Source organism: Pseudomonas sp. NPDC096950 (assembly GCF_044762525.1).
GTDB lineage: Bacteria > Pseudomonadota > Gammaproteobacteria > Pseudomonadales > Pseudomonadaceae > Aquipseudomonas.
In genome coordinates, this window is record NZ_JBIWEL010000003.1 from 362,188 (window position 1) to 380,807 (window position 18,620).

The window sequence follows — 18,620 nt, forward strand, 5'->3', positions numbered from 1 at the left end:
ATCGCGTTTTGTGCAAGTGAGGGATATATGAACAGGTTTCAGGAAAAAGTCGTGCTGATCACCGGTGCCGCTCAAGGCATCGGCCGGCGCGTTGCCGAACGCATGGCGGCAGAGGGCGCGCGATTGATACTGGTCGATCGTTCGGAGCTGATATTCGAGGTGCAACAGCAATTGGGCCAGACCCATCAGGTGCTCGCGCTGACCGCCGATCTTGAGCAATACAGCGAATGCAGTCGCGTGATGAAAACCGCCGTCGAGCGCTTCGGGCGTCTGGATGTGCTGGTCAACAACGTCGGCGGAACAATCTGGGCCAAGCCTTTCGAGTATTACGAAGAGCAACAGATCGAGGCCGAAGTCCGGCGCTCGCTGTTCCCGACACTGTGGTGTTGCCACGCCGCGCTGCCGTTCATGCTCGAGCAAGGCAGTGGCGCCATCGTCAACGTGTCCTCCATTGCCACCCGCAGTATCAATCGCGTGCCTTACGGCGCGGCGAAGGGTGGGGTGAATGCACTGACCGCATGCCTGGCGTTCGAAACCGCCGGTCGCGGGGTTCGGGTCAATGCCACGGCGCCGGGCGGAACCGAAGCGCCGCCGCGAGTGATTCCGCGCAACAGCGCCGGGCAAAGTGCCCAGGAGAAAGTCTGGTACCAGCAGATCGTCGATCAGACCCTCGACAGCAGTCTGATGAAGCGCTACGGCACGCTGGATGAGCAGGCCAGCGCTATTCTGTTTCTGGCCAGCGACGAGGCTTCGTTTATCACGGGAATGATCATGCCGGTGGGCGGCGGCGATCAGGGCTGAACACCTTAGAGGCGACGCTGAAACGCCTTGACGATTCGCAGCGTGGCTTCGCTGGTTTTCAGGTTGTGGACGGCGTCCAGCGGATGCCAGATGCAATCGATAATCTCATTGAGTGGTCGGGCTTCATGCAGGTTCACCACCGACGCTTCATAAACATGGTGGCGGGTGCTGCCGTCTTGCAGTTCCATCAGGTACAGCATGCCGTCGACCCCGAGCCCGGTTTCTTCCGCCAGTTCTCGCACGGCAGCGTCCACTTTGGTTTCGCCTGGCTCGACCGTTCCGCCGGGCAAGGTCCAGCGACACCTTGGCTTGCGCACCAGGAGGACGTGTCGGTCTTGTTCGCAAATAACGGTGGCGCGTACTTTCATGTGTTACCTGATTGCCCGTTTGTCATAAAACCGTAATAAAAATGCAATATTCGGGCCGAGGCCCCGTGTTTCGGCGGTTTCAAGGATTGGAGCTACGCAGCCAGCCGAAAGTGCCACCGGATGTCGCGACGTCTGGTCGGCATCCGCGCCGGGGCCGGGTGTAAGGTAGGCCAGTCAATCTTTGATTTTCACTGCCCAAAAGGAGGTGACTATGAGCATTGAGATGCTGACCAAGATGCACATGAACGGTTACGACGTACTCAGCGTGAACCACGGCCCGTGGCGGGTGTGCACCAAAGGTGACCGCTTGGGCGCCTTTGGCAGCCGGGAAGAGGCTCTGGCCTTCGCGGCGTCCTTGCCTGCCTATAAAGCGCGGGCGAGTCGGCTGGCGCGTAGCCAGTAGTCAACGTCGTACGAGTAGCCCCGGCCGGTGCCGGGGCTTTTTTATGGGTGATCGATCGGTTGCCACCCTCATTGCCAATGACACCGGACGGCCGGGAGGGGTGTTATTGAGGTTTCGTCCGGCTGATGTGCCTCGCCTTCACTTCCTCGGCGTAGCTTTTCAGCCGTTCTTCGTCCCCCTGGAGCACTTCCCGCAGCCTCAGGGCCACCTGGGCATCTACTTCATTGCCAGCCTGGCGAAACTGCTCCGCCAGACGCAAAAGTTCTACCGCTGACCACCGCAGATTCGACTCCACGCTCTGGAGGTCGCGCCGAAGTTCCTGTTCGAGTTCGTTAAGCCACATGATGATCTCCTGCAAATCCCCGCTACGAAAGATTAGCCCCGTTTGCCGCGCCGGGCGTTCCGTTCGTAAGGCCGCGTGGCGGTCTGTCGCTTTTACCAATCGTTCGCTGGATGTCTTTGCAACGACGCGTTACATTCGCCGTTTTTCAGGATGAGGAAGCGTCATGCGGATGTTGCTAGCGGGGGTAGCGGTGGCTATGTTGGCGGGCTGCTCATTGCCCGCGTCCCTGGTGCCAGGCGAGCCCAATGTCAGCAAATACAGCAGCAAGCCGCCCAAGGATTACGTCGCGTGTGTGCTGCCGTTATGGCAACAGCAGGTGCCCAAGACCACTCAAGTTGGCATTTCCAACGGCTATCGCCTGAACGCACCGAGCATCATCACGGCGGACGAGATTCTGGATATCGTGAAATCCAAGGATGGTAGCCGGGTGTCGTTGTACCAGGGGCCGCCGTGGGCGAAATCGGCGGCGTTGCGACAGGCGGTGCGGGACTGTCTGTAAAGCTGGAAATTGGATTTAAAAAAAGCCGAAGCCGGATGATTCCGCCTTCGGCTTTTTTGTGGCGAGCGAGCTTGCTCGCGCCGGGTTGCGCAGCAGCCCCTTTTGCGAGCGCTGCGCACTCGGGCAGGAGCAAGCTCCCTCGCCACAATGATTAGTGGGTGATGTCGGTCAGCGTGATGTTCTGTTCTGAGCTGCCGGCGCCTTTCTTCTCCCGACGATCCACCAGCCATTCATCCACCTGCCCGGCAAATTCCGGCGGCGCCTTGCGCCCGACCTTCCGGGCCAGGTCCAGAATGGTGGTCTGGGCGAGGGCGTCTTCCATGCGTTTCTGCGCGGTCATCATTGCGCCGTGCACCGCGCAACCACCGTCCAGCGCCCAGGCTGGCGCCGAGCCTTCGAACAAGGCGCAACGCCCACGGATCTCGCGGCAATCGAAGATCAGCTTCTGGCCGTCGATGGCGTTGACGATATCCAGCAAGGTGATTTCATCGGCAAACCTGGCCAGTTTGAAACCGCCGCGCACGCCTTCAGTGGCCACCACCAGTTTGGCCTTGGCCAGTTTGGTGAAAATCTTGGCCAGATAATCCAGCGGTACGCCTTGCAGCTCCGCGAGGTCTCGCACGCTCGCCTCGCGGGAGTTGCCGCCATTGCCCACCAGAAAAAGCAGGCAATGAATGCCGTACTCAACGCCTGCGCTGTAAAGAGACATAGTGATCTCCGACTAATGTAGTCGCAAATATTAGCAGCGGAACGGGAGGGCGGCAACGCGCTTTATCGGCGGCAATAGCTTGATGGTTCATGTTTTCAAGATGCGAAAGGCCAGTGATGGCCGGTTTAGGAGGGTTACGCAAACAGATCTGATAAACCGATTGGAATGATCAGTAATGTTGACTTGTTTGATTTAAAGGCGACCAATAGAGTCGTAGTTATTCAGTCGGCAGCGGTCGTTGACCCTAAACAAATTCATCACCTGGTTTTCCACTCGGAGTTAAAAATGAAACAGCAGATTCTGGTCATTGGTGCAGGTTTTGGTGGCATGTGGACAGCGTTGAGCGCCACGCGGCTGTTCGATATTCATGGCCACGACGCCGTTGAAGTGACCGTCCTGGCCCCACAGGCCGAGCTGCGGGTGCGTCCGCGCTTCTACGAACCGAATGCCCATCAACTGGCGGCGCCGATCGGCGAGCTGTTCGATGCAGTGGGCGTGAAGTTCATCCAGGGTGCCGCTGAAACCATCGACGTCGAGCAAAAACAAGTGGGCTACATCGATGCTTCCGGCGCGAAACAGGTGCGAAGCTACGACAAACTCGTTCTGGCTACCGGCAGCCGCCTGGCATCGTCCAACACCCCGGGCGTAATCGAACATGCCTTCGACGTCGATCAGATCGAACAAGCCGTGCGCCTGGAGAACCATCTGAAATCCTTGGCCAACCTGCCAGAAAGCAATGCCCGCAACACCGTCGTCGTCGCCGGTGGCGGCTTCACCGGGATTGAAACTGCGACCGAGATGCCCGCTCGTCTGCGCGCAATCCTGGGCGAGCGCGCCGACATCAACGTGATCATCGTTGATCGCGGCGAAAAGGTCGGCGCGTCCATGGGGGCTGAAATCAGCCAGTCCATCGCCGAAGCCAGTACTGAACTGGGGGTGAAGTGGCAACTGAATTCGACGGTGGTAGCGGTCGATGAAAACGGTGTGACCCTGGCCGATGGTCAGCGTATCGAAGCCAACACCGTGATCTGGACCACCGGCGTGCGTGCCAGCTCACTGACCGAACAGATCCCCGGCGAACGCGATAACCTTGGCCGCCTGCACGTAGACGCGCACCTGAAAGTCATTGGCCAGGACGATATCTTCGCCACCGGCGACGTGGCTTACGCAGCCTCCGACGACATCGGCAACCACGCGCTGATGACCTGCCAGCACGCCATCGTCCTCGGACGTCACGCCGGCAACAACGTGGCCGCACAGATTCTCGGGGTGGACCCTACGCCGTACAGCCAGCCGAAGTACGTGACGTGCCTGGATTTGGGCGCCTGGGGTGCGGTGTACACCGAGGGATGGGATCGCCAGGTCAAACTGGTGAAGCAGGAAGGCAAGGCGCTCAAGACCCAGATCAACACCGTGTGGATTTACCCGCCAGCGGCCAATCGCGAAACGGCGTGGGCCGCTGCGGATCCGCTGATCCCCATCGCTTGAGGCGCAGAAGTCCGCACAAATAGTGTTGATATATAAGGGCTTACGATTTTAATTAACCGAACGGTGCGCAGAAAAATATTGTTTCAAAGTGTTTTAGTAGGTTAATATCGCCCCGCGTTCACCACCACGGTTTATGCATTTTTAAGTCCCAGGCGTCCATCAGCTGCCTGGGATTTTTTTTTGCCTGCGATTTGTCTTTTCAAAACGCATATTGCAAACGGGTGTAGTAGTAACCGCCGGTAAAGCCGAACGGTGAATAGCTGCCCCAGTTATCGCCGAACGATGAGTTGGATACGCCGATGTGGTCCGGGTATTTGTCGAACAGGTTCTGCGCACCCACGGCCACGGTCAGCTGTTTGCTCAGGGCGTAAGCGACGTCGAGGTCGGTGATCCATTTGGCCGAGTACTCGCGGTCGAGACTCGGATCGCTGGAACTGTTGACCTCGGTGTAGGTGCCATACCGGGTCAGGCGCAAGTTGACGTCGAAGTCGTTGATGCCCCAGTCGGCGGCGAAAATCATCTTGCTGCTCGGCGACGTCTTGGTGATCAACGCCCGGGACTGACGCCCCATCAGTTGAAAATTACCCAGTGCAGTCAGTTGCTCCGGCGTGTCGTTCACGCTGAGGATCTGCGTGTGGTTGTAGTTCAGCGCCGCTGTCCATTTCACCGTGCCGTAGCGATTGAGGTTCTGCCGATAATTACCCACCACATCGACCCCGGAGGTGCGGGTGTTGGCGCCGTTGGTGAAGTACTGCGCACCCGCCGTGGCCGGCACGCCGATGCTGTCAAGCAGGGCGGCGACGCCGGGGCCCTGAAAGCGTTCGCTGAGCACCAGGCGATCACGCAGGTTGATCACGTAACCGTCGACGGTCAGGCTCAGGTCTTCACTCGGGGTCAGGGCGAAACCGAGGCTGAAGTTGGTCGAGCGCTCGGGCTTCAACGCTTCGGCACCGAGGGCCTGGGCGCCCGTCGAATCCACCGGCAGGATCACGTAGTTATAGGACTGGTAGACGCCATTGATGGTGTCGAACCCGGTCGAGCGCGCGGTGAAAATCTGGTTGGCCAGGGACGGCGCGCGAAAGCCGTTGCTGACGCTGCCGCGCACCGAAAACACCGGGTTGAACTCGTAGCGGGTGCTGAGCTTGCCGCTGCGGGTGCCGCCGACGCCTTCGTTGTAATGCTCGTAACGCCCGGCGACGCCGACGTACCACTGTTCCACCGGGTAGAAGCCGAGGTCGATGTAGCTGGCGACACTGTTGCGGCTGACTTTCTGCGCATCTTCCGGCGTGATGCCGTTGGTAACCTGCGCCCCCGGATCCGGACGTTGCCCGGCCCGTGGATGACCGACCGGGAACACGTAGCCGCCATCGATATACGAAGCTTCGGAGCCGGCGCGGGTTTCGTAGCTTTCGCGCCGATGCTCGAACCCGAAGGCCACGTCCATGGGTTTGGCCAGGCCGATGTCGTAACTGTTTTTCAGGTCGAGGTTACTGGTCAGTTGATCGGCGATGTAGATGCCGGAAGTGAACTTGTTCGGGGTGTTCTCGCCGAGGGACGGGTTCTGGTTGTCGTAGGTCCGTTGCTTGGCGTAGTTGCGCCCGTAGGTGCTGCTCAAATCCCAGGCCCAGCCACCGAAATTGTCGCCCTTGGCGCCGAACGCGGACTGGAAGTCGGTTTCATTGACCAGCCAATACGGGCTGTAGCCGTCGGGATAACCGTTGGGGCCGGTGGTGATGGTGTTGCGCCCGTTGGGCAGGCGGAAGTTCTGGCCGTCGTTGTTCTCACGGGTGGCCACGGTCGAGAACGAATACAGGGTCAGCGCATCATTGAGCGGCAAGTCGAGGTTGTAGCCGGCATCGGCCAATTGACTGCGCGGCAAGCCGTAGCCTTTATAGGTGTGATGGCTGGCGTCAGCCTCGCGCGGATCGGGGGAACCGTCGGCCTGCGGGTAGTAATGGGCGCTGTAGCCGTTACTGCCGGCCTTGTTGTCGCGCTCCTGATAGCGGGTGTCGAGGGACACGTTGAGCACGCCCGCTTCGCCGACCTGGAAACCATAATTCAGCGCTTCCTGGCCGGTGCCGCGCTTGCCGTCGTAACCCCGGCCGAGGGTGGTGTCGGAGCTGCCGCCGGTGGTCTGTTTGAGGATGATGTTGATCACCCCCGAAATCGCATCCGAACCGTATTGCGCCGCCGCACCGTCGCGCAGCACCTCGATATGGTCGATGGACGCCACCGGGATCAGGTCCAGGTCGGTTGGCGCGGCACCACTGTTGAGCCCGTTGATATTCAGTGTGGCGCTGGTGTGCCGGCGCTTGCCGTTGACCAGCACCAGCACATGGGACGCGGTCAGCCCGCGCAGGGTCGCCGAGCGCACCACGCCGCTGGCATCCCAACCGGCGCGGTCCGGCAAATTGAACGAGGGAATGAATTTGCTCAAGGCTTCGAGCAGGCTCGGTTTGCCGACGGAACGCAGTTGTTCGCCGGTCACCACGTCGATGGGTGTCGGGCTGGTGGTGACGGTGCGTTGCTCGGCGCCACGGTTGCCGGTCACGACGACGGTGTCGAGGGTCGGCGCGCCGGTTTCAGCGGCTTCGAGGCTGAACGAGGTCAGGCTGCAAGCAAAGGACAGCGGCAATAACAAGGGGCGGTAGGCAGGTACTGGGCAGTTGCGCATAAAGGTGAAGCTCCTGAATGTCGGGTGTTGTCCGTGTCATTTCTTGCGTGCGGCGACGGCTTCGATTTCCACCAGGCCACCGGGCAGCGGCAGGGCCACGACTTGAATCGCCGTGCGCGCCGGTTTGTTCGGTTGCGCGGCGCTGCCGAAGAACGGCGTATAGCCTTCCTGCAAACCGGCGAAATCGAGCTTGTTGCCCTTGGCCGGATCACCCACGAGGAACACCCGCAGTTGCACCACATCACCGAGGTCCAGGCCCTGGCTTTGCAACACGCCTTTGAGTTTGTTGAGGATCGAGGTGGTTTGGGTCGCGGTATCGCCATAAGCGGCGAAGGAATCCTTCGGTGCGTTTGGATCATGCAAATCGGCGAGCAAGCCGCTGACGAATAGCAACTCGGTTTGCGCCGGCACCGACACTGCTAGCGAGATCGGGAAGTTGGAGTTGGGCAGGGCGATGCGCTTGATCTCGTCGGCTTGGCTGGTGAGGGCGGTGGCGGTCATGAGCAATCCTGTGAGCAAGGTAATGGCTTTCATCGTTCAGTCCTTTAATGGAAAAGCGTCAGGGAGTGATGAACCTTTGTGGGAGCGGGCTTGCTCGCGAAAGCGGTGTGTCAGGCAACATTGATGGCGGCTGATACACCGCCTTCGCGAGCAAGCCCGCTCCCACAGGAGTTTGCGCATCAGGCAGCAACGCCCGATTGAGTGCGTTCGGCATGCCGGCCAATCAGCCCGACGATGCGCCGCGCCGAATCGGCGGCGCTGTTCTGCCAGATGCCGACACCACCGTGGGCGAGGGCATCGCTGGCCAGATAGGTGCGGCCCTGGGGTTCGTTGAGAATCTGGTAAGCGCTCTCGCCCACTTCGTCGTTGACGATCCACGGGCCTTTGCTGAACGGCACCTTGGCCCAGTTGATCGCCACCGGTTTTTGCAGTTGCGCGCTGTGGCCGGGGTGCAGCAGTTCGACGGCTTGCCGGGACGAGGCAAACTGTTCGGCGAGGGATTTTTTGCTGAAGGCCTGGGCCGATTCGCTGGTGTTGTAGGCCGCGACCAAAATGCCCTGGGCGCTGTTCAGCCGATCGCTCGGATACCACAAGCCTTTGACTTCGTGATCCAGGTACGAGAGGCCGCCGTAGATGTTGAAGTCGGTTTCCCAGAAGCGCGGCGACTGCCAGGCCACTTTGTTCGCCTGATCGCTTTGTGCGCTGAGGATCGCTTGCTTGAACGGCGGGCTGAAGTTGCTCGGCAGCTTGGCCAGCAGTGGCAGCGGCACGGTGACCACGGCGTAGTCGGCGCTCAGGGTCTGGGTCTTGCCGGTCTTGCGATCCCGATAAGTGATGCGGCTGCCGCTCTCGGAAGTCTGGATATCGCTGACTTCGGCATTGAAGCGCACCGCGTCCTTGAGCTTGTCGTAGAAGGCATAGGGAATCCGGTCCATGCCGCCGACCGGTTGGAACATGGTCGAGGAAAACTCCGGTATTTCGTCAAATACCAACGCACCCCAGAGCTTGGGATTGAGCAAGGTTTGCAGTTCCAGCGGTGCGCGGGTCACGCCGGTTTGATCGCCGGCGCCGGGTACCCGGGTGTAGCCGGAACGCACCGAGCCTTTGTATTGGAAATCGGCGTTGAGGTCGCCATAGACCTTGAGGAAATTCAGCAACGCCTTGCGGTCGTCGACGCTCAAGTCCTGGTCCAGGGCTTTGCGGCTGACGGTCCTTGCCAGCAACTCTGATAACTGACCGCGCGTGTCGTTGACCGCCTGGCGCAACTGGAACGCCGGTTTGCTCGGGTCCGGCAGGGCCAGCGCGTTGCGGCTACTGTTGACCAGCACTTGCAGCTCGACACCCAACTCCCGGCAGTAGCCGAGAATGGTCTGGTGATGGCTGGGAATCCGCGCCGGACCGGCGTTGAAGAACTGCCCTTCATCAAAGTCGACGGTCTGGCTGACGCCGTCGTCGAAATCAACTTTGGTGCCGCGACGCAAAGTCCAGTTGCGTCCGCCGACTCGCTCCCGGGCTTCCAGAATCGTCACGTTGAAACCGGCCTTGCGCAGCTCATAGGCACTGACCAGACCGGAGATGCCGGCACCGACGATCACCACGTTTTTGCCTTTGCCACTGCTGCCCAGTTGCAACGGTTTGAAACTCGCGGCCACGGCCTGAGGTGTAAGCCCCAGCGCGCCGAGGGCGCCGACAGCGGCGGAGTAGCCACCGACCGCGGCAATGCGGGAAATCAGTTCTCTGCGGGTAAAAGCCATTGTGTTGCTCCTTGGCATTAAGCGATGTCGAATCCGGCGTAGGGGGGTTGCGACCATCAAGAGTTATGTCGATGTTTTCGGAAATCAGAGGTCGTAACGCACCGACAACAACAGGGTTCGCGGGTCGTTGATCGAGTAGTAGCGGGCGCCACTGGACGGCACGTAGCCGACCGATTGCGGGTAGGCGCGGTCGAGCAGGTTTTTCACCGCCAGGGTCGTGGTCCAGTGGCCATCGCTGGAGATGTAGCGGGTGTTGGCGTTCCAGAAGGTCTGCTTGGGGATTTCCTGCACGTCATCGTTCAACGCATTGGCGTAGGACTTGGTCTGGAACTGCGCATCGGTGCCCGCCAGCCAGGTGCCGGGCAGACCGGCCGGGATCGTGTAGTTGAGGCCGACGCTGGCATTCCAGCGTGGCGAGAACACCAACTGCTTGCCGTTGGCATCCACCCCGGCGCCGCTGGCGTTTTCGAAGTCGTCGTACTGGCTTTGCAAGTAGCCGATGTTGGCGGTCAGTTGCAGGTCGCGGGTCAGGGCGGTCAGGGTTTCCAGTTCGACGCCGTAGGTGTGGGCCTGGCCGACGTTGGTCCGCAGACTCACGCCCAGCGCCGGGTCGTAAGCGTTGGTTTGCAGGTCCTTGTAGTCGTTGTAGAACACCGCGACGTTGGCCCGCAGGCGCTGGTCGAAGAAGTCACCCTTGAAGCCGGTTTCCCAAGTGGTCACGTCTTCCGGTGAGAACGCCTGCTCGGCGGCGGCCTGGGTCGGCGCGCGGTTGTCGTAGCCGCCGGCCTTGAAGCCTTTGGCGACGTAGGCGTACTGGTTCAGGTGCGGGGTCCAGGCGTATTCAAAGCCGATTTTCGGGCTGGTGGACTGCCACGACTTGCTCGAATCCGCCGTGAAGTTGGTCCCGGTGATCTGCCGATTGGTGTTGATCGCGTAGTTGGTGTAATCGAAATTCTTGTGCTCGCGGGTAAAGCGCAGCCCGGCGATCAGCGACAGTTGCGGGGTGATTTTGTAGCTGCCCTGACCATACAGCGCGTAGCTTTCGGTGTTGGTCGTGCTGTATTGGCCCTGGCCGATCACGCGGTTGCGCGCTACGGAATAGGTGAGGTTGTCGCGGTCGGCTTCGAATTTCTCGCGGTACAGGTACAGGCCGGTGCTGAAACTGAATTTGTCGTAGTCGCCATTGAGCTGGAATTCCTGGGTGGCGTAGTCCTGTTTGTAGGTGATCAGGTTGTTCTGGATCAGCGCCGCTTGACCGGAATTGTCGTAATCCACCGGCTGGTTGAACGCCGAATAGGCACTCACAGATTTGAAGCTCAGGTTGTCGTTGATCGTATAGATGGCGCGCAGCACCGAACTGCCCTGATCGAGGCGGTTCTTCGGATTGAGGCTGCTGTAGCTCTTGAATTTGTCGAAGTGGCCGTTGGCGTCAAACGGCGTGTAGCTGGTGGTGTCGCCACGGTCGAAGGTACCGGCCAGGGTCAGTTGCACATCCCACGGCGAATCGATGGGGTTGAAGCGCAACTTGCCGCGATAAGACTGGATGTCGACGTTGTTCACATCCTTGCCGCGAGTCGGGTCGGAGACAGTGCCGTCGCGGGTCAGGCGAATCGCTGAAAAACTGCCGAACAAGGCGTTGTCCACCAGCGGGCCGCTGATCAGGAAGCGGCCGTTCTGCGCGTTGTAATTGCCGGCGCCGAGTTCGAAGAAACCACGAGTTTCCTGGGTTGGATCGCGGGTAATCACGCGGATCGCACCGGCGCTGCTGTTGCGTCCGTAGAGCGTGCCCTGCGGCCCGCGCAACACTTCGACGCGCTCGACGTCGTTGAAGTCGAGCATCGAAGAAATCGCCCGCGGGATGTACAGGTCATCGGCGTACACCGCGACGGCGGATTCCTGGATCGGGTCGGTTTCGCCGATGCCACGGATGCCGTAGGTCTGGGCGCTGTAGGAGATCGACTGGCGGCTCAGGGTCAGGTTCGGCACTTGCCCGGAGAGGTCGCGGATGCTTTTGATCTGCTTGTCGTCCAGGGTCTTCTCGTCGAACGCCGAGATCGCCAGCGGGGTTTTTTGCAGGTCTTCGCTGTGGTGTTCGGCGGTGACCGTGACGACGGGGAGGGCACCATCCTTGGTGTTTTCGTCGGCGTGGGCCGACAAGCCGAACAGGGCCAGCGAGACGGCCAGCGTCAGACGGTTTGCAGTGAAGGTGTTGTGCATGGTGAGCCCCAGGTGTGTAGGTGCAGCGTTGGCGGTGTAAGGTTTTTTTTAGGCAAAGCGTTGCCGGGGCCAGGGTTTGAAAGCCATGGCGGCGAGGGCTCGGGCCGTTTTCAGGTTTTGGGTGTGGCGGTTGACCGTGGAGTGGTGTCGGCCGGAAAAACGAGCAGTTCCGTGGGCCTCCACCTGGTCAGGGGTCGGTGATGGTTGTAACAATATTTGTATAATACGGCGCTGTAAAAGTCCGATTAGTTATAAGTTAATTATAAAAAATAGGCATTAAGTGCTGTGTAGAGATGCGTAAAGCTGATGTTTGTTTCTGGCGGAAAGCGCAACCCAATGTGGGAGCGAGCCTGCTCGCGAAAGCGGTGTATCAGGCAACATTAATGTCGACCGGTACGCCCTCTTCGCGAGCAGGCTCGCTCCCACATTGGATTGCGCTTGACTGACGGGTGTTGGAATCAATACCCGCGCTGTACGTTCGCCAGATTCTCCGGCGCCAACCCGTTCAGGAAGCGCTCAAGATTGGCCAGGAAACTGTCCGCAATCTCATGCCGGCTGTTGCTGGAAACCGACGAAGTATGTGGCGACAGGCGAACCCGTGGATGGGAATAGAGCGGATGCCCGTCCGGCAACGGCTCGGGCTCGGTCACGTCCAGCGACGCCAGGCCGATCGCGCCACTGTCCAGCGCTTCAAGTAACGCCCCATGGTCGAGCAAACCGCCCCGGGCAATGTTGATCAGGTGCAAACCAGGCTTGGCACTGGCGAGCACCGCGCTGTTGACGATATGCCGCGTGGCATCGGTCAGCGGCGCGGCCAGCACCAGGTGATCGGCCCGGGCAAACAGGTCATGGATGTCCCGCGCCGCCTCGACGCCTTCCACTTCGAACGGCGTTTGGCTCTGTCGTAACGCGACCACGTTAATCCCCAGGGCGTGGGCCTTGGTCGCCAGACTGCGGGCAATCGCACCGAAACCGAGAATCCCCAAGGTGCTGCCCTTGAGCGGTGTCAGCGCGGTGAAATTCCATTGTGAGTCATGCACCCAAATGTCCGGCAGATGCTTGGCGGCGGCGAAAATCGCGGCCAGGGCGAACTCGGCGATGTTCTCGGCGGCGCTGCCCCGCGAGGTGCTCAGCGGCGGGCCGTCGAACAGCCATTGGGGGTAGAAGTCGATGCCGGACGACACCACCTGAATCCACTTCAAGCCATAGGGCCAACCCGGTGGCGGCGTGTCCGGCGCGAGGTAACCGCGCACGTTGATCGGCCGCGCCAGCAGAATACTGACCTCGGCTGGCAAGTCGCTGGGCACGCCGGCCGGCACGTCCAGTACTTCGGCGCCCGGATGCGTGAGGGCGAGGCGCTGGCGGATCACCTCATTGAAATCGGCGTCCAGTTGGCTGGCGATCACGAGCTGGCTCATTGGCTGTCCTTTTGCTGGCGCTGGGCGAATACGGCTTTGCCGACGCCCTGCAGCACGGCGTCGTTTTGCGGGGTGTGGACGCGACTGCACAACACATCGCGGTAATGCCGTTGCAGCGGATTGTGCCGTGACAAACCGGGGTTGCCGGAGGCTTCAATGGCCAGCTCGACGGCGCGGATAGCGTTGCCGGTCACCAGGTATTTCAGCTGCGCGGCGTTGCTCGCGGGTGTGCGGCCTTCGGCGGCGGCATCCAGCAGGCTGCGGTTGGCGAACAACAGCGTGTCGATGTGGCCGACGGTTTCCTGAAAGCGCGGCAGGGTGGAGAGTGCCGCGCCGAGGTTGGACGGCTTGCGTTGTTCCAGCCACCCGACAAACCAGTCGCGGGCGGCTTGGGCGACGCCGTCATACACCGACGACAGCAACACCGACATCCACAGGAAGCCATCGCCATCGAGTTCCGGTTGCGGTGCGCTCCACGGGCTGACGCTGACGGCGTGATCCAGCGGCACCAGCACGTTGTCGAACACCACCTCATGGCTGCAGGTCGCGCGCATGCCCAGGTGGTCCCAATCGTCGATGATGCTGATGCCCGGCGTGTCCTTGTGCACCAGCCAGGCGCCGACCAATGGATCTTCATCGGTGCTGCGCGCCCAGACGCTGAACCACGTCAGGCCATGGCTGCCGGTGGAGTAGATCTTGCGCCCGCTGATGCGCCAACCGGCGGATGTGCGTCGGGCCACGGTCGCTGGCAAGCCGCCGCGAGCCGGGGTGCCAAGGTCGGGCTCGACCCGCAGGGCATTGATCAGCGCGCCGTGCTCGACCGCGTCGCGAGCCACTTGCAGACGCAGGGTTTCGGGCCAGGTTTTGCTGTCCTGCAGGCGAGTGTGTTGCAGGTATTGCATCACCAGGATCAACGCTGTCGAAGGCTCACCTTTGGCAATGGCGCTGATCGCCTTGCGTGCCTGGATCAGACTCGCGCCGCCACCGCCGAGGGCTTTGGGCACGGTCAGCGCGACCAGGCCGTGCTCATGCAGAAGTTTGAAATTGTCGTGGGGGAAAGCACCGTTTTCGTCATAGACGTGGGCCGAGGCGCCGAGTTGTGCGCCGAGGGTTTCCAGCAGTGCTTCAAAATTGGCCGCTTCGATGGAGCGCAGCGGCGGGGCGTGTTGAGACGAAAGACTCATGATGGATTCACTCGATCAAAAGGTGAGAGCCGATATTTGTATCAACGCAATCAACTGTGGCGAGGGGGTTTACCCCCGTTGGGGTGCGAAGCGGCCCCAGCATTTTTTCAGTCATACCGTGCCAGCAGGTTTTGCGACTGCTTCGCAGTCGAACGGGGGCAAGCCCCCTCGCCACAGGCAAGCCCCCAGCCACAGGGTTTTGTGTTCGGCCTAGGGTTCACAGCGGCAACAACTTGAACTGTTTGTCCCACAACGGCCCGACATCCAGCCGATCACTCAGCACCCCGGCATCAAAGAACAAATCCGCGACTTCCTGCTGCGAGGCAATCGCCTGGTCGTCCACTTCAAGGACTTTCCACGGCTGGCTGCGGCTGTTGTACATGTCGAGGAACACCGCTTTGTCCACGCCGAGCAGTTGCGCGGATTTGCTCGCCCACGGCTCGGGGTTGTTGTTGATCCATTCCAGGGTGCGCGCGGTGCGTTGCAAGTAGTCCTGAATCGCTTGCTTGCGCAGCGGATCTTCGAGGGCGGCGGGGCGGGCAGCCATCAAATAGTTGCCGGACAGGTAACCCAGTGCGGTCTTCAACACCCGGGCACCGCTGCGGAATTTCGCCAACTGGATAAACACGCCATAGATCACCCACGCATCGAGCTGACCGCTCTGGAACGCGCTGAATCCGTCCTGCGGCGTCAGCGCGACTGCGGTGATGTCCTTCATCGTCAGGCCCTGTTCCTTCAGGGCTTTGATCAAAAAGTAATGCGAAGTGGTGGAGCGCACGTACCCGACCCGTTTACCGCGCAACTGCCCGACGGATTCGAGTTTTGAATCCTTGGGAATCAGGAACACCTGGTTGTTCACGTCGCCCTGGATTACCGCGATTAGCTTCGGCTCGCGATGGCTCTGGAGCGAGAAAATCGGCGGGATTTCGCTCATGGAACCGATGTCCAGGCTGCCCGAGGCCAGCGCTTCGACGATCAGGTTGCCGCCGGCGAATTCCGCGTAGTCGACCTTGTAAGGACGGTTGGCAGTGCCGGCGTCTTCGGTGAAATACGACTCCTGGCCACGGTAGGTGGCGACGCCCAGGGTCAGGTCCGAAAGCTGGGTGTTTTGCGCGAATGCACGCGGGCTCAAGCCGAGCGAGGACAACCCCAGCGCGCCGACGGCAATCGAACTGGCCGTCAGGAAGCCGCGACGATTGAACTGCCCCTGTGAGATGTTTTTCGTCATGGTCGGGCTCTGGTCAGATAGCGAGTTGCAAGGCGGGTTGCCCCAGCAGTTGTTCAACGGCGCGCAACACCGGATCGGCTTCGGTGCGCACCAGCCAGTCCGGGCTGACCTCGGCGAAGGCCACACTGCCGTCCCGGGCGATCACCACCACGGTCGGCTGCGGCAATTCCCAGGTGCCAGTGCCGGTGGTTTCGCCGATGCTTTTGCCCTTGGCCAGCGCGGCGTTGCGCGAGGCTTCATCGAAGCTGTAGAGAATGCCCAGGCGCCGGCCGAGCTGGTTATCCGGGTCGCTGGCTACTTGCAGGTCGAGGGTGTGACGGGTCTTGATTTCGATCAGGCGCTCCGGCACTTGCGGGCTGACCGCCACCAGCGGAACCCCCAGCGCATGCAACTGCGGATAGAGCCGGCGCTGGTAATAGGGCAGGGCGATATTGCACGCCGGGCAGCCGGCGAAACGGAAGAAAATCAGCACCGCCGGGCCGTTGGCGAGCAATTCGTCGCGGCTCAGGCTGCCACCTTCAACCTTCAGCAGAGTGAACGGTTCCAGGGTGTCGCCGACCTTGACGAAATCCTCGACCCTGGCTTCATCCACCAGGCGTTGACGCTGATCGATATTGACTTGCAGGGCCGCCGGCTCCCAGGTCGCCACGCGCTCGGCGTGCAGGTTCGCGAGCAGTTGATTGAGGGATTCGCTCATGCCAGTGCCTCGCTTTTTTCGTGAGCCTGAGGGGTGGTGTGACGGTTGGTAGGCACGTCGAGCCCAAGGTTGTCGCGCAGGGTTTTACCGCTGTACTCATCGCGGAACAGACCGCGCTGTTGCAGCACCGGCACCACCAGTTCGGTGAAATATTGCAGGCCATCGGGCAGCAGGGAGTTGATGATGAAACCGTCCGCAGCACCTTCTTCGAACCAGGTCTGCAGGGCGTCGGCGACTTGTTCCGGCGTGCCGACGAAATCCCGCCGTGGCCGGGAGAAGCGCAGGGCGACCTGGCGCAAGGTCAGGCCTTCGTCCTTGGCCAATTGTTTGATCCGGTCGGACCCGCCTTTCTGGCTGTTGGAACCCAGATCCCCCAGTTCGGGGAACGGCGCATCCAGTGGGTATTGGCTGAAGTCATGGTCATTGAATGGCCGGCCGAGGGCGACAATCGCATCCTCGATGCCCACCAGTTCCACCGCTTGCTGATAGCGGCTTTCCACTTCCGCTTCATCGCGGCCCACGATCGGGCGGATGCCCGGCAGGATCGACAGTTTCTGCGCGTCACGACCAAAGCCGCTGGCTTGTTGTTTCAGGTCTTTGTAGTAGGCGCGGGCTTCGTCGAAGGACTCGGGGCTGACGAAAATCGCATCGGAATTCTCGGCAGCAAAATTGCGCCCGGCCTCCGAGGTGCCAGCCTGGAAAATCACCGGTTGACCTTGCTGTGAACGCGCAATGTTGAGCGGGCCTTTCACCGAGAAAAATTCACCCTTGTGCTCCAGCGCATGCAGTTTGCCGGGGGTGAAAAACTCGCCGCTTTGCTTGTTGTAGGCGAAGGCGTCGTCTTCCCAGGAATCCCACAAACCCTTGACCACATCCACATGCTCCTTGGCGATGCGATAGCGCACGGCATGGGGCGGGTGCTCGGTCTTGCCGAAGTTGTCGGCGGTGCCGCTGAGCCAGGACGTCACCACATTCCAGCCGGCGCGACCGCCGCTGATGTGGTCCAGTGACGCGAACTGCCGCGCGACCTGGAACGGTTCGGTGTAGCTGACGGTGACGGTCGCCACCAGGCCGATATGTTGGGTGGTGGCCGCTAACGCCGAGAGGATAGTCAGCGGCTCGAAGCGATTGAGGTAGTGCGGGCTGGATTTTTCATGGATGTGCAGGCTGTCGGCGATGAACACGAAGTCGAACTTCGCGCCTTCGGCCAGTTGCGCCTGCTGCTTGTAGAAATCAAAGTTCACGCTGGCATTGGGCTGGGCCTGCGGGTGGCGCCATTCGCCCCAGCCGTGGCCGACGCCATGGACCATCGCCCCGAGTTTCAGTTGACGTTGTTTGCTCATGGTTCTACTCCTGAATTAGCGCGATGCCTGGGTGGTTGGGGCACGCTGGGCGTTGAAGCTCTTGTCGAAGCCTTGGGAGACGTCGATGTGTTTGGTCAGAATTCCTTCTTCCTGATAAATGTCCGCGGTGGTTTGCAGGCCGCTGATCACCGTGTCGTCGATGGCGACCGGCTGCATGTGCGTGCCCTTGGCCACGGCGACATGCACGGCCAGCGGCAGGCCGGTGACCTTGGCCTGGGCGGCGGCATATTCCTCGGGATGAGTGTTGGTCCAGCGGTAGGCGCGATCGACCCGGGCGACGAAATCGTCGAGTTGCTGGCGCTTGCCGGTGATCGCCTGGCTGGTGGCGGCGAGGTACAAATGGTTGGTCAGCAGGGAATCGCCGCTGGCCAGAACCTTGGCCTGGCTCTGGGTGGTGGCAATCGTGGTGTACGGGTCCCAGGTCGACCAGGCATCGGCGCTGCCATTGTCCAGCAGGATCCGCGACTCGCTCGGCAGCAGGTAGATGAACTGTACGTCGTGGGTGCTCAGGCCGACACTGCGCAAGGCCTTGATTGCGAGGAAGTGGCCGATGGAGCCGCGAGTGGTGACGATGCGCTTGCCCTTGAGGTCGCTGGCGTTGTTCAGCGGCGAATCCTTGAGGGCGAGAATCGCGGTGGTGTAGCGACCTTCGGCGTGGATGATGCTGACGACTTTCAACGGTGCACCGGCGCCGAGGGCGAACACATAAGGCGCATCGCCGAGAGCGCCAATGTCCACCGCGCCGGCATTCAAGGCCTCGCCCAGCGGTGCGGCGGCAGGGAACTCGGAGAACTGGATTTCGTAGGGCACATTTTTCAGTTCGCCGGAGACTTCCAGCAGCACCTTGATCGAGGACTTTTGATTGGCCACCAGCAGCGGTTGCAGGTCGGCGGCGTGGGCGATCGCGCCCAGCCCCAGCGAGAGGACGGCACCCAGGAGCAGGCGTTTGAAGGGCAGTCGTGGTGTTGACAT

17 protein-coding genes are annotated in these 18,620 nt (G+C 61.0%); 4 read left to right on the forward strand and 13 right to left on the reverse strand.

Annotated features, from left to right (window positions below):
- Positions 1–27: 27 nt before the first annotated feature.
- Positions 28–801 carry a 1,6-dihydroxycyclohexa-2,4-diene-1-carboxylate dehydrogenase gene (locus ACIQY3_RS08790; protein WP_403018586.1) on the forward strand — a complete coding sequence of 258 codons (774 nt, stop codon included), beginning with the start codon at positions 28–30 and terminating at the stop codon, positions 799–801.
- Between the two features lie 5 nt (positions 802–806).
- Here the strand turns inward: ACIQY3_RS08790 and ACIQY3_RS08795 are convergent, their stop codons facing one another.
- Positions 807–1,169: an NUDIX hydrolase gene (locus tag ACIQY3_RS08795; protein WP_403018587.1), complete on the reverse strand. Its 363-nt coding sequence runs from the start codon at positions 1,167–1,169 to the stop codon at positions 807–809.
- A 211-nt stretch (positions 1,170–1,380) separates the two neighbouring features.
- Between ACIQY3_RS08795 and ACIQY3_RS08800 the strand changes: the two genes are divergently transcribed.
- The gene (locus ACIQY3_RS08800; RefSeq protein WP_403018588.1) at positions 1,381–1,572 is read left to right on the forward strand and encodes a DUF2188 domain-containing protein; all 192 of its coding nucleotides are present in this window, start codon (positions 1,381–1,383) and stop codon (positions 1,570–1,572) included.
- A gap of 103 nt (positions 1,573–1,675) precedes the next feature.
- Here the strand turns inward: ACIQY3_RS08800 and ACIQY3_RS08805 are convergent, their stop codons facing one another.
- Positions 1,676–1,915 (reverse strand): hypothetical protein, encoded by a 240-nt coding sequence (locus ACIQY3_RS08805; RefSeq protein ID WP_123508759.1) that lies wholly within the window; start codon positions 1,913–1,915, stop codon positions 1,676–1,678.
- A 163-nt stretch (positions 1,916–2,078) separates the two neighbouring features.
- On the opposite strand from ACIQY3_RS08805, the gene ACIQY3_RS08810 reads away from it, so the two are divergent.
- On the forward strand, positions 2,079–2,414 hold the full coding sequence (locus tag ACIQY3_RS08810) for a hypothetical protein (RefSeq protein WP_403018589.1): 336 nt from the start codon (positions 2,079–2,081) through the stop codon (positions 2,412–2,414).
- Positions 2,415–2,565: 151 nt separating this feature from the next.
- On the opposite strand, the gene ACIQY3_RS08815 is transcribed toward ACIQY3_RS08810, so the two are convergent.
- A complete protein-coding gene (locus tag ACIQY3_RS08815; protein WP_403018591.1) occupies positions 2,566–3,123 on the reverse strand; it encodes an RrF2 family transcriptional regulator in 558 nt (185 codons plus the stop codon).
- Positions 3,124–3,408: 285 nt separating this feature from the next.
- Between ACIQY3_RS08815 and ACIQY3_RS08820 the strand changes: the two genes are divergently transcribed.
- Positions 3,409–4,611, forward strand: a complete 1,203-nt coding sequence (locus tag ACIQY3_RS08820) for an NAD(P)/FAD-dependent oxidoreductase (RefSeq protein ID WP_403018592.1) — start codon at positions 3,409–3,411, stop codon at positions 4,609–4,611.
- A gap of 199 nt (positions 4,612–4,810) precedes the next feature.
- On the opposite strand, the gene ACIQY3_RS08825 is transcribed toward ACIQY3_RS08820, so the two are convergent.
- The 10 genes from ACIQY3_RS08825 to ACIQY3_RS08870 form a co-directional block, all read right to left on the reverse strand.
- Positions 4,811–7,285: a TonB-dependent receptor plug domain-containing protein gene (locus tag ACIQY3_RS08825; protein WP_403018594.1), complete on the reverse strand. Its 2,475-nt coding sequence runs from the start codon at positions 7,283–7,285 to the stop codon at positions 4,811–4,813.
- Between the two features lie 36 nt (positions 7,286–7,321).
- Positions 7,322–7,819 (reverse strand): RidA family protein, encoded by a 498-nt coding sequence (locus tag ACIQY3_RS08830; RefSeq protein WP_403018595.1) that lies wholly within the window; start codon positions 7,817–7,819, stop codon positions 7,322–7,324.
- A gap of 146 nt (positions 7,820–7,965) precedes the next feature.
- Positions 7,966–9,540 carry a flavin monoamine oxidase family protein gene (locus ACIQY3_RS08835; protein ID WP_403018596.1) on the reverse strand — a complete coding sequence of 525 codons (1,575 nt, stop codon included), beginning with the start codon at positions 9,538–9,540 and terminating at the stop codon, positions 7,966–7,968.
- Between the two features lie 84 nt (positions 9,541–9,624).
- A complete protein-coding gene (locus tag ACIQY3_RS08840) occupies positions 9,625–11,757 on the reverse strand; it encodes a TonB-dependent receptor (protein WP_403018597.1) in 2,133 nt (710 codons plus the stop codon).
- Between the two features lie 458 nt (positions 11,758–12,215).
- The gene (locus ACIQY3_RS08845; RefSeq protein WP_403018599.1) at positions 12,216–13,175 is read right to left on the reverse strand and encodes a D-isomer specific 2-hydroxyacid dehydrogenase family protein; all 960 of its coding nucleotides are present in this window, start codon (positions 13,173–13,175) and stop codon (positions 12,216–12,218) included.
- Entirely contained in the window at positions 13,172–14,359 is a 1,188-nt protein-coding gene (locus ACIQY3_RS08850; protein ID WP_403018600.1) for an acyl-CoA dehydrogenase family protein, read from the reverse strand. Before ACIQY3_RS08850 ends, ACIQY3_RS08845 begins: the two co-directional genes overlap by 4 nt.
- Before the next feature lie 217 nt (positions 14,360–14,576).
- On the reverse strand, positions 14,577–15,587 hold the full coding sequence (locus ACIQY3_RS08855; RefSeq protein WP_403018601.1) for an ABC transporter substrate-binding protein: 1,011 nt from the start codon (positions 15,585–15,587) through the stop codon (positions 14,577–14,579).
- A gap of 13 nt (positions 15,588–15,600) precedes the next feature.
- Positions 15,601–16,284 carry a peroxiredoxin-like family protein gene (locus tag ACIQY3_RS08860; protein WP_403018602.1) on the reverse strand — a complete coding sequence of 228 codons (684 nt, stop codon included), beginning with the start codon at positions 16,282–16,284 and terminating at the stop codon, positions 15,601–15,603.
- Positions 16,281–17,627 carry an LLM class flavin-dependent oxidoreductase gene (locus tag ACIQY3_RS08865; RefSeq protein ID WP_403018604.1) on the reverse strand — a complete coding sequence of 449 codons (1,347 nt, stop codon included), beginning with the start codon at positions 17,625–17,627 and terminating at the stop codon, positions 16,281–16,283. Before ACIQY3_RS08865 ends, ACIQY3_RS08860 begins: the two co-directional genes overlap by 4 nt.
- Before the next feature lie 15 nt (positions 17,628–17,642).
- The gene (locus ACIQY3_RS08870) at positions 17,643–18,620 is read right to left on the reverse strand and encodes an ABC transporter substrate-binding protein (RefSeq protein ID WP_403018605.1); all 978 of its coding nucleotides are present in this window, start codon (positions 18,618–18,620) and stop codon (positions 17,643–17,645) included.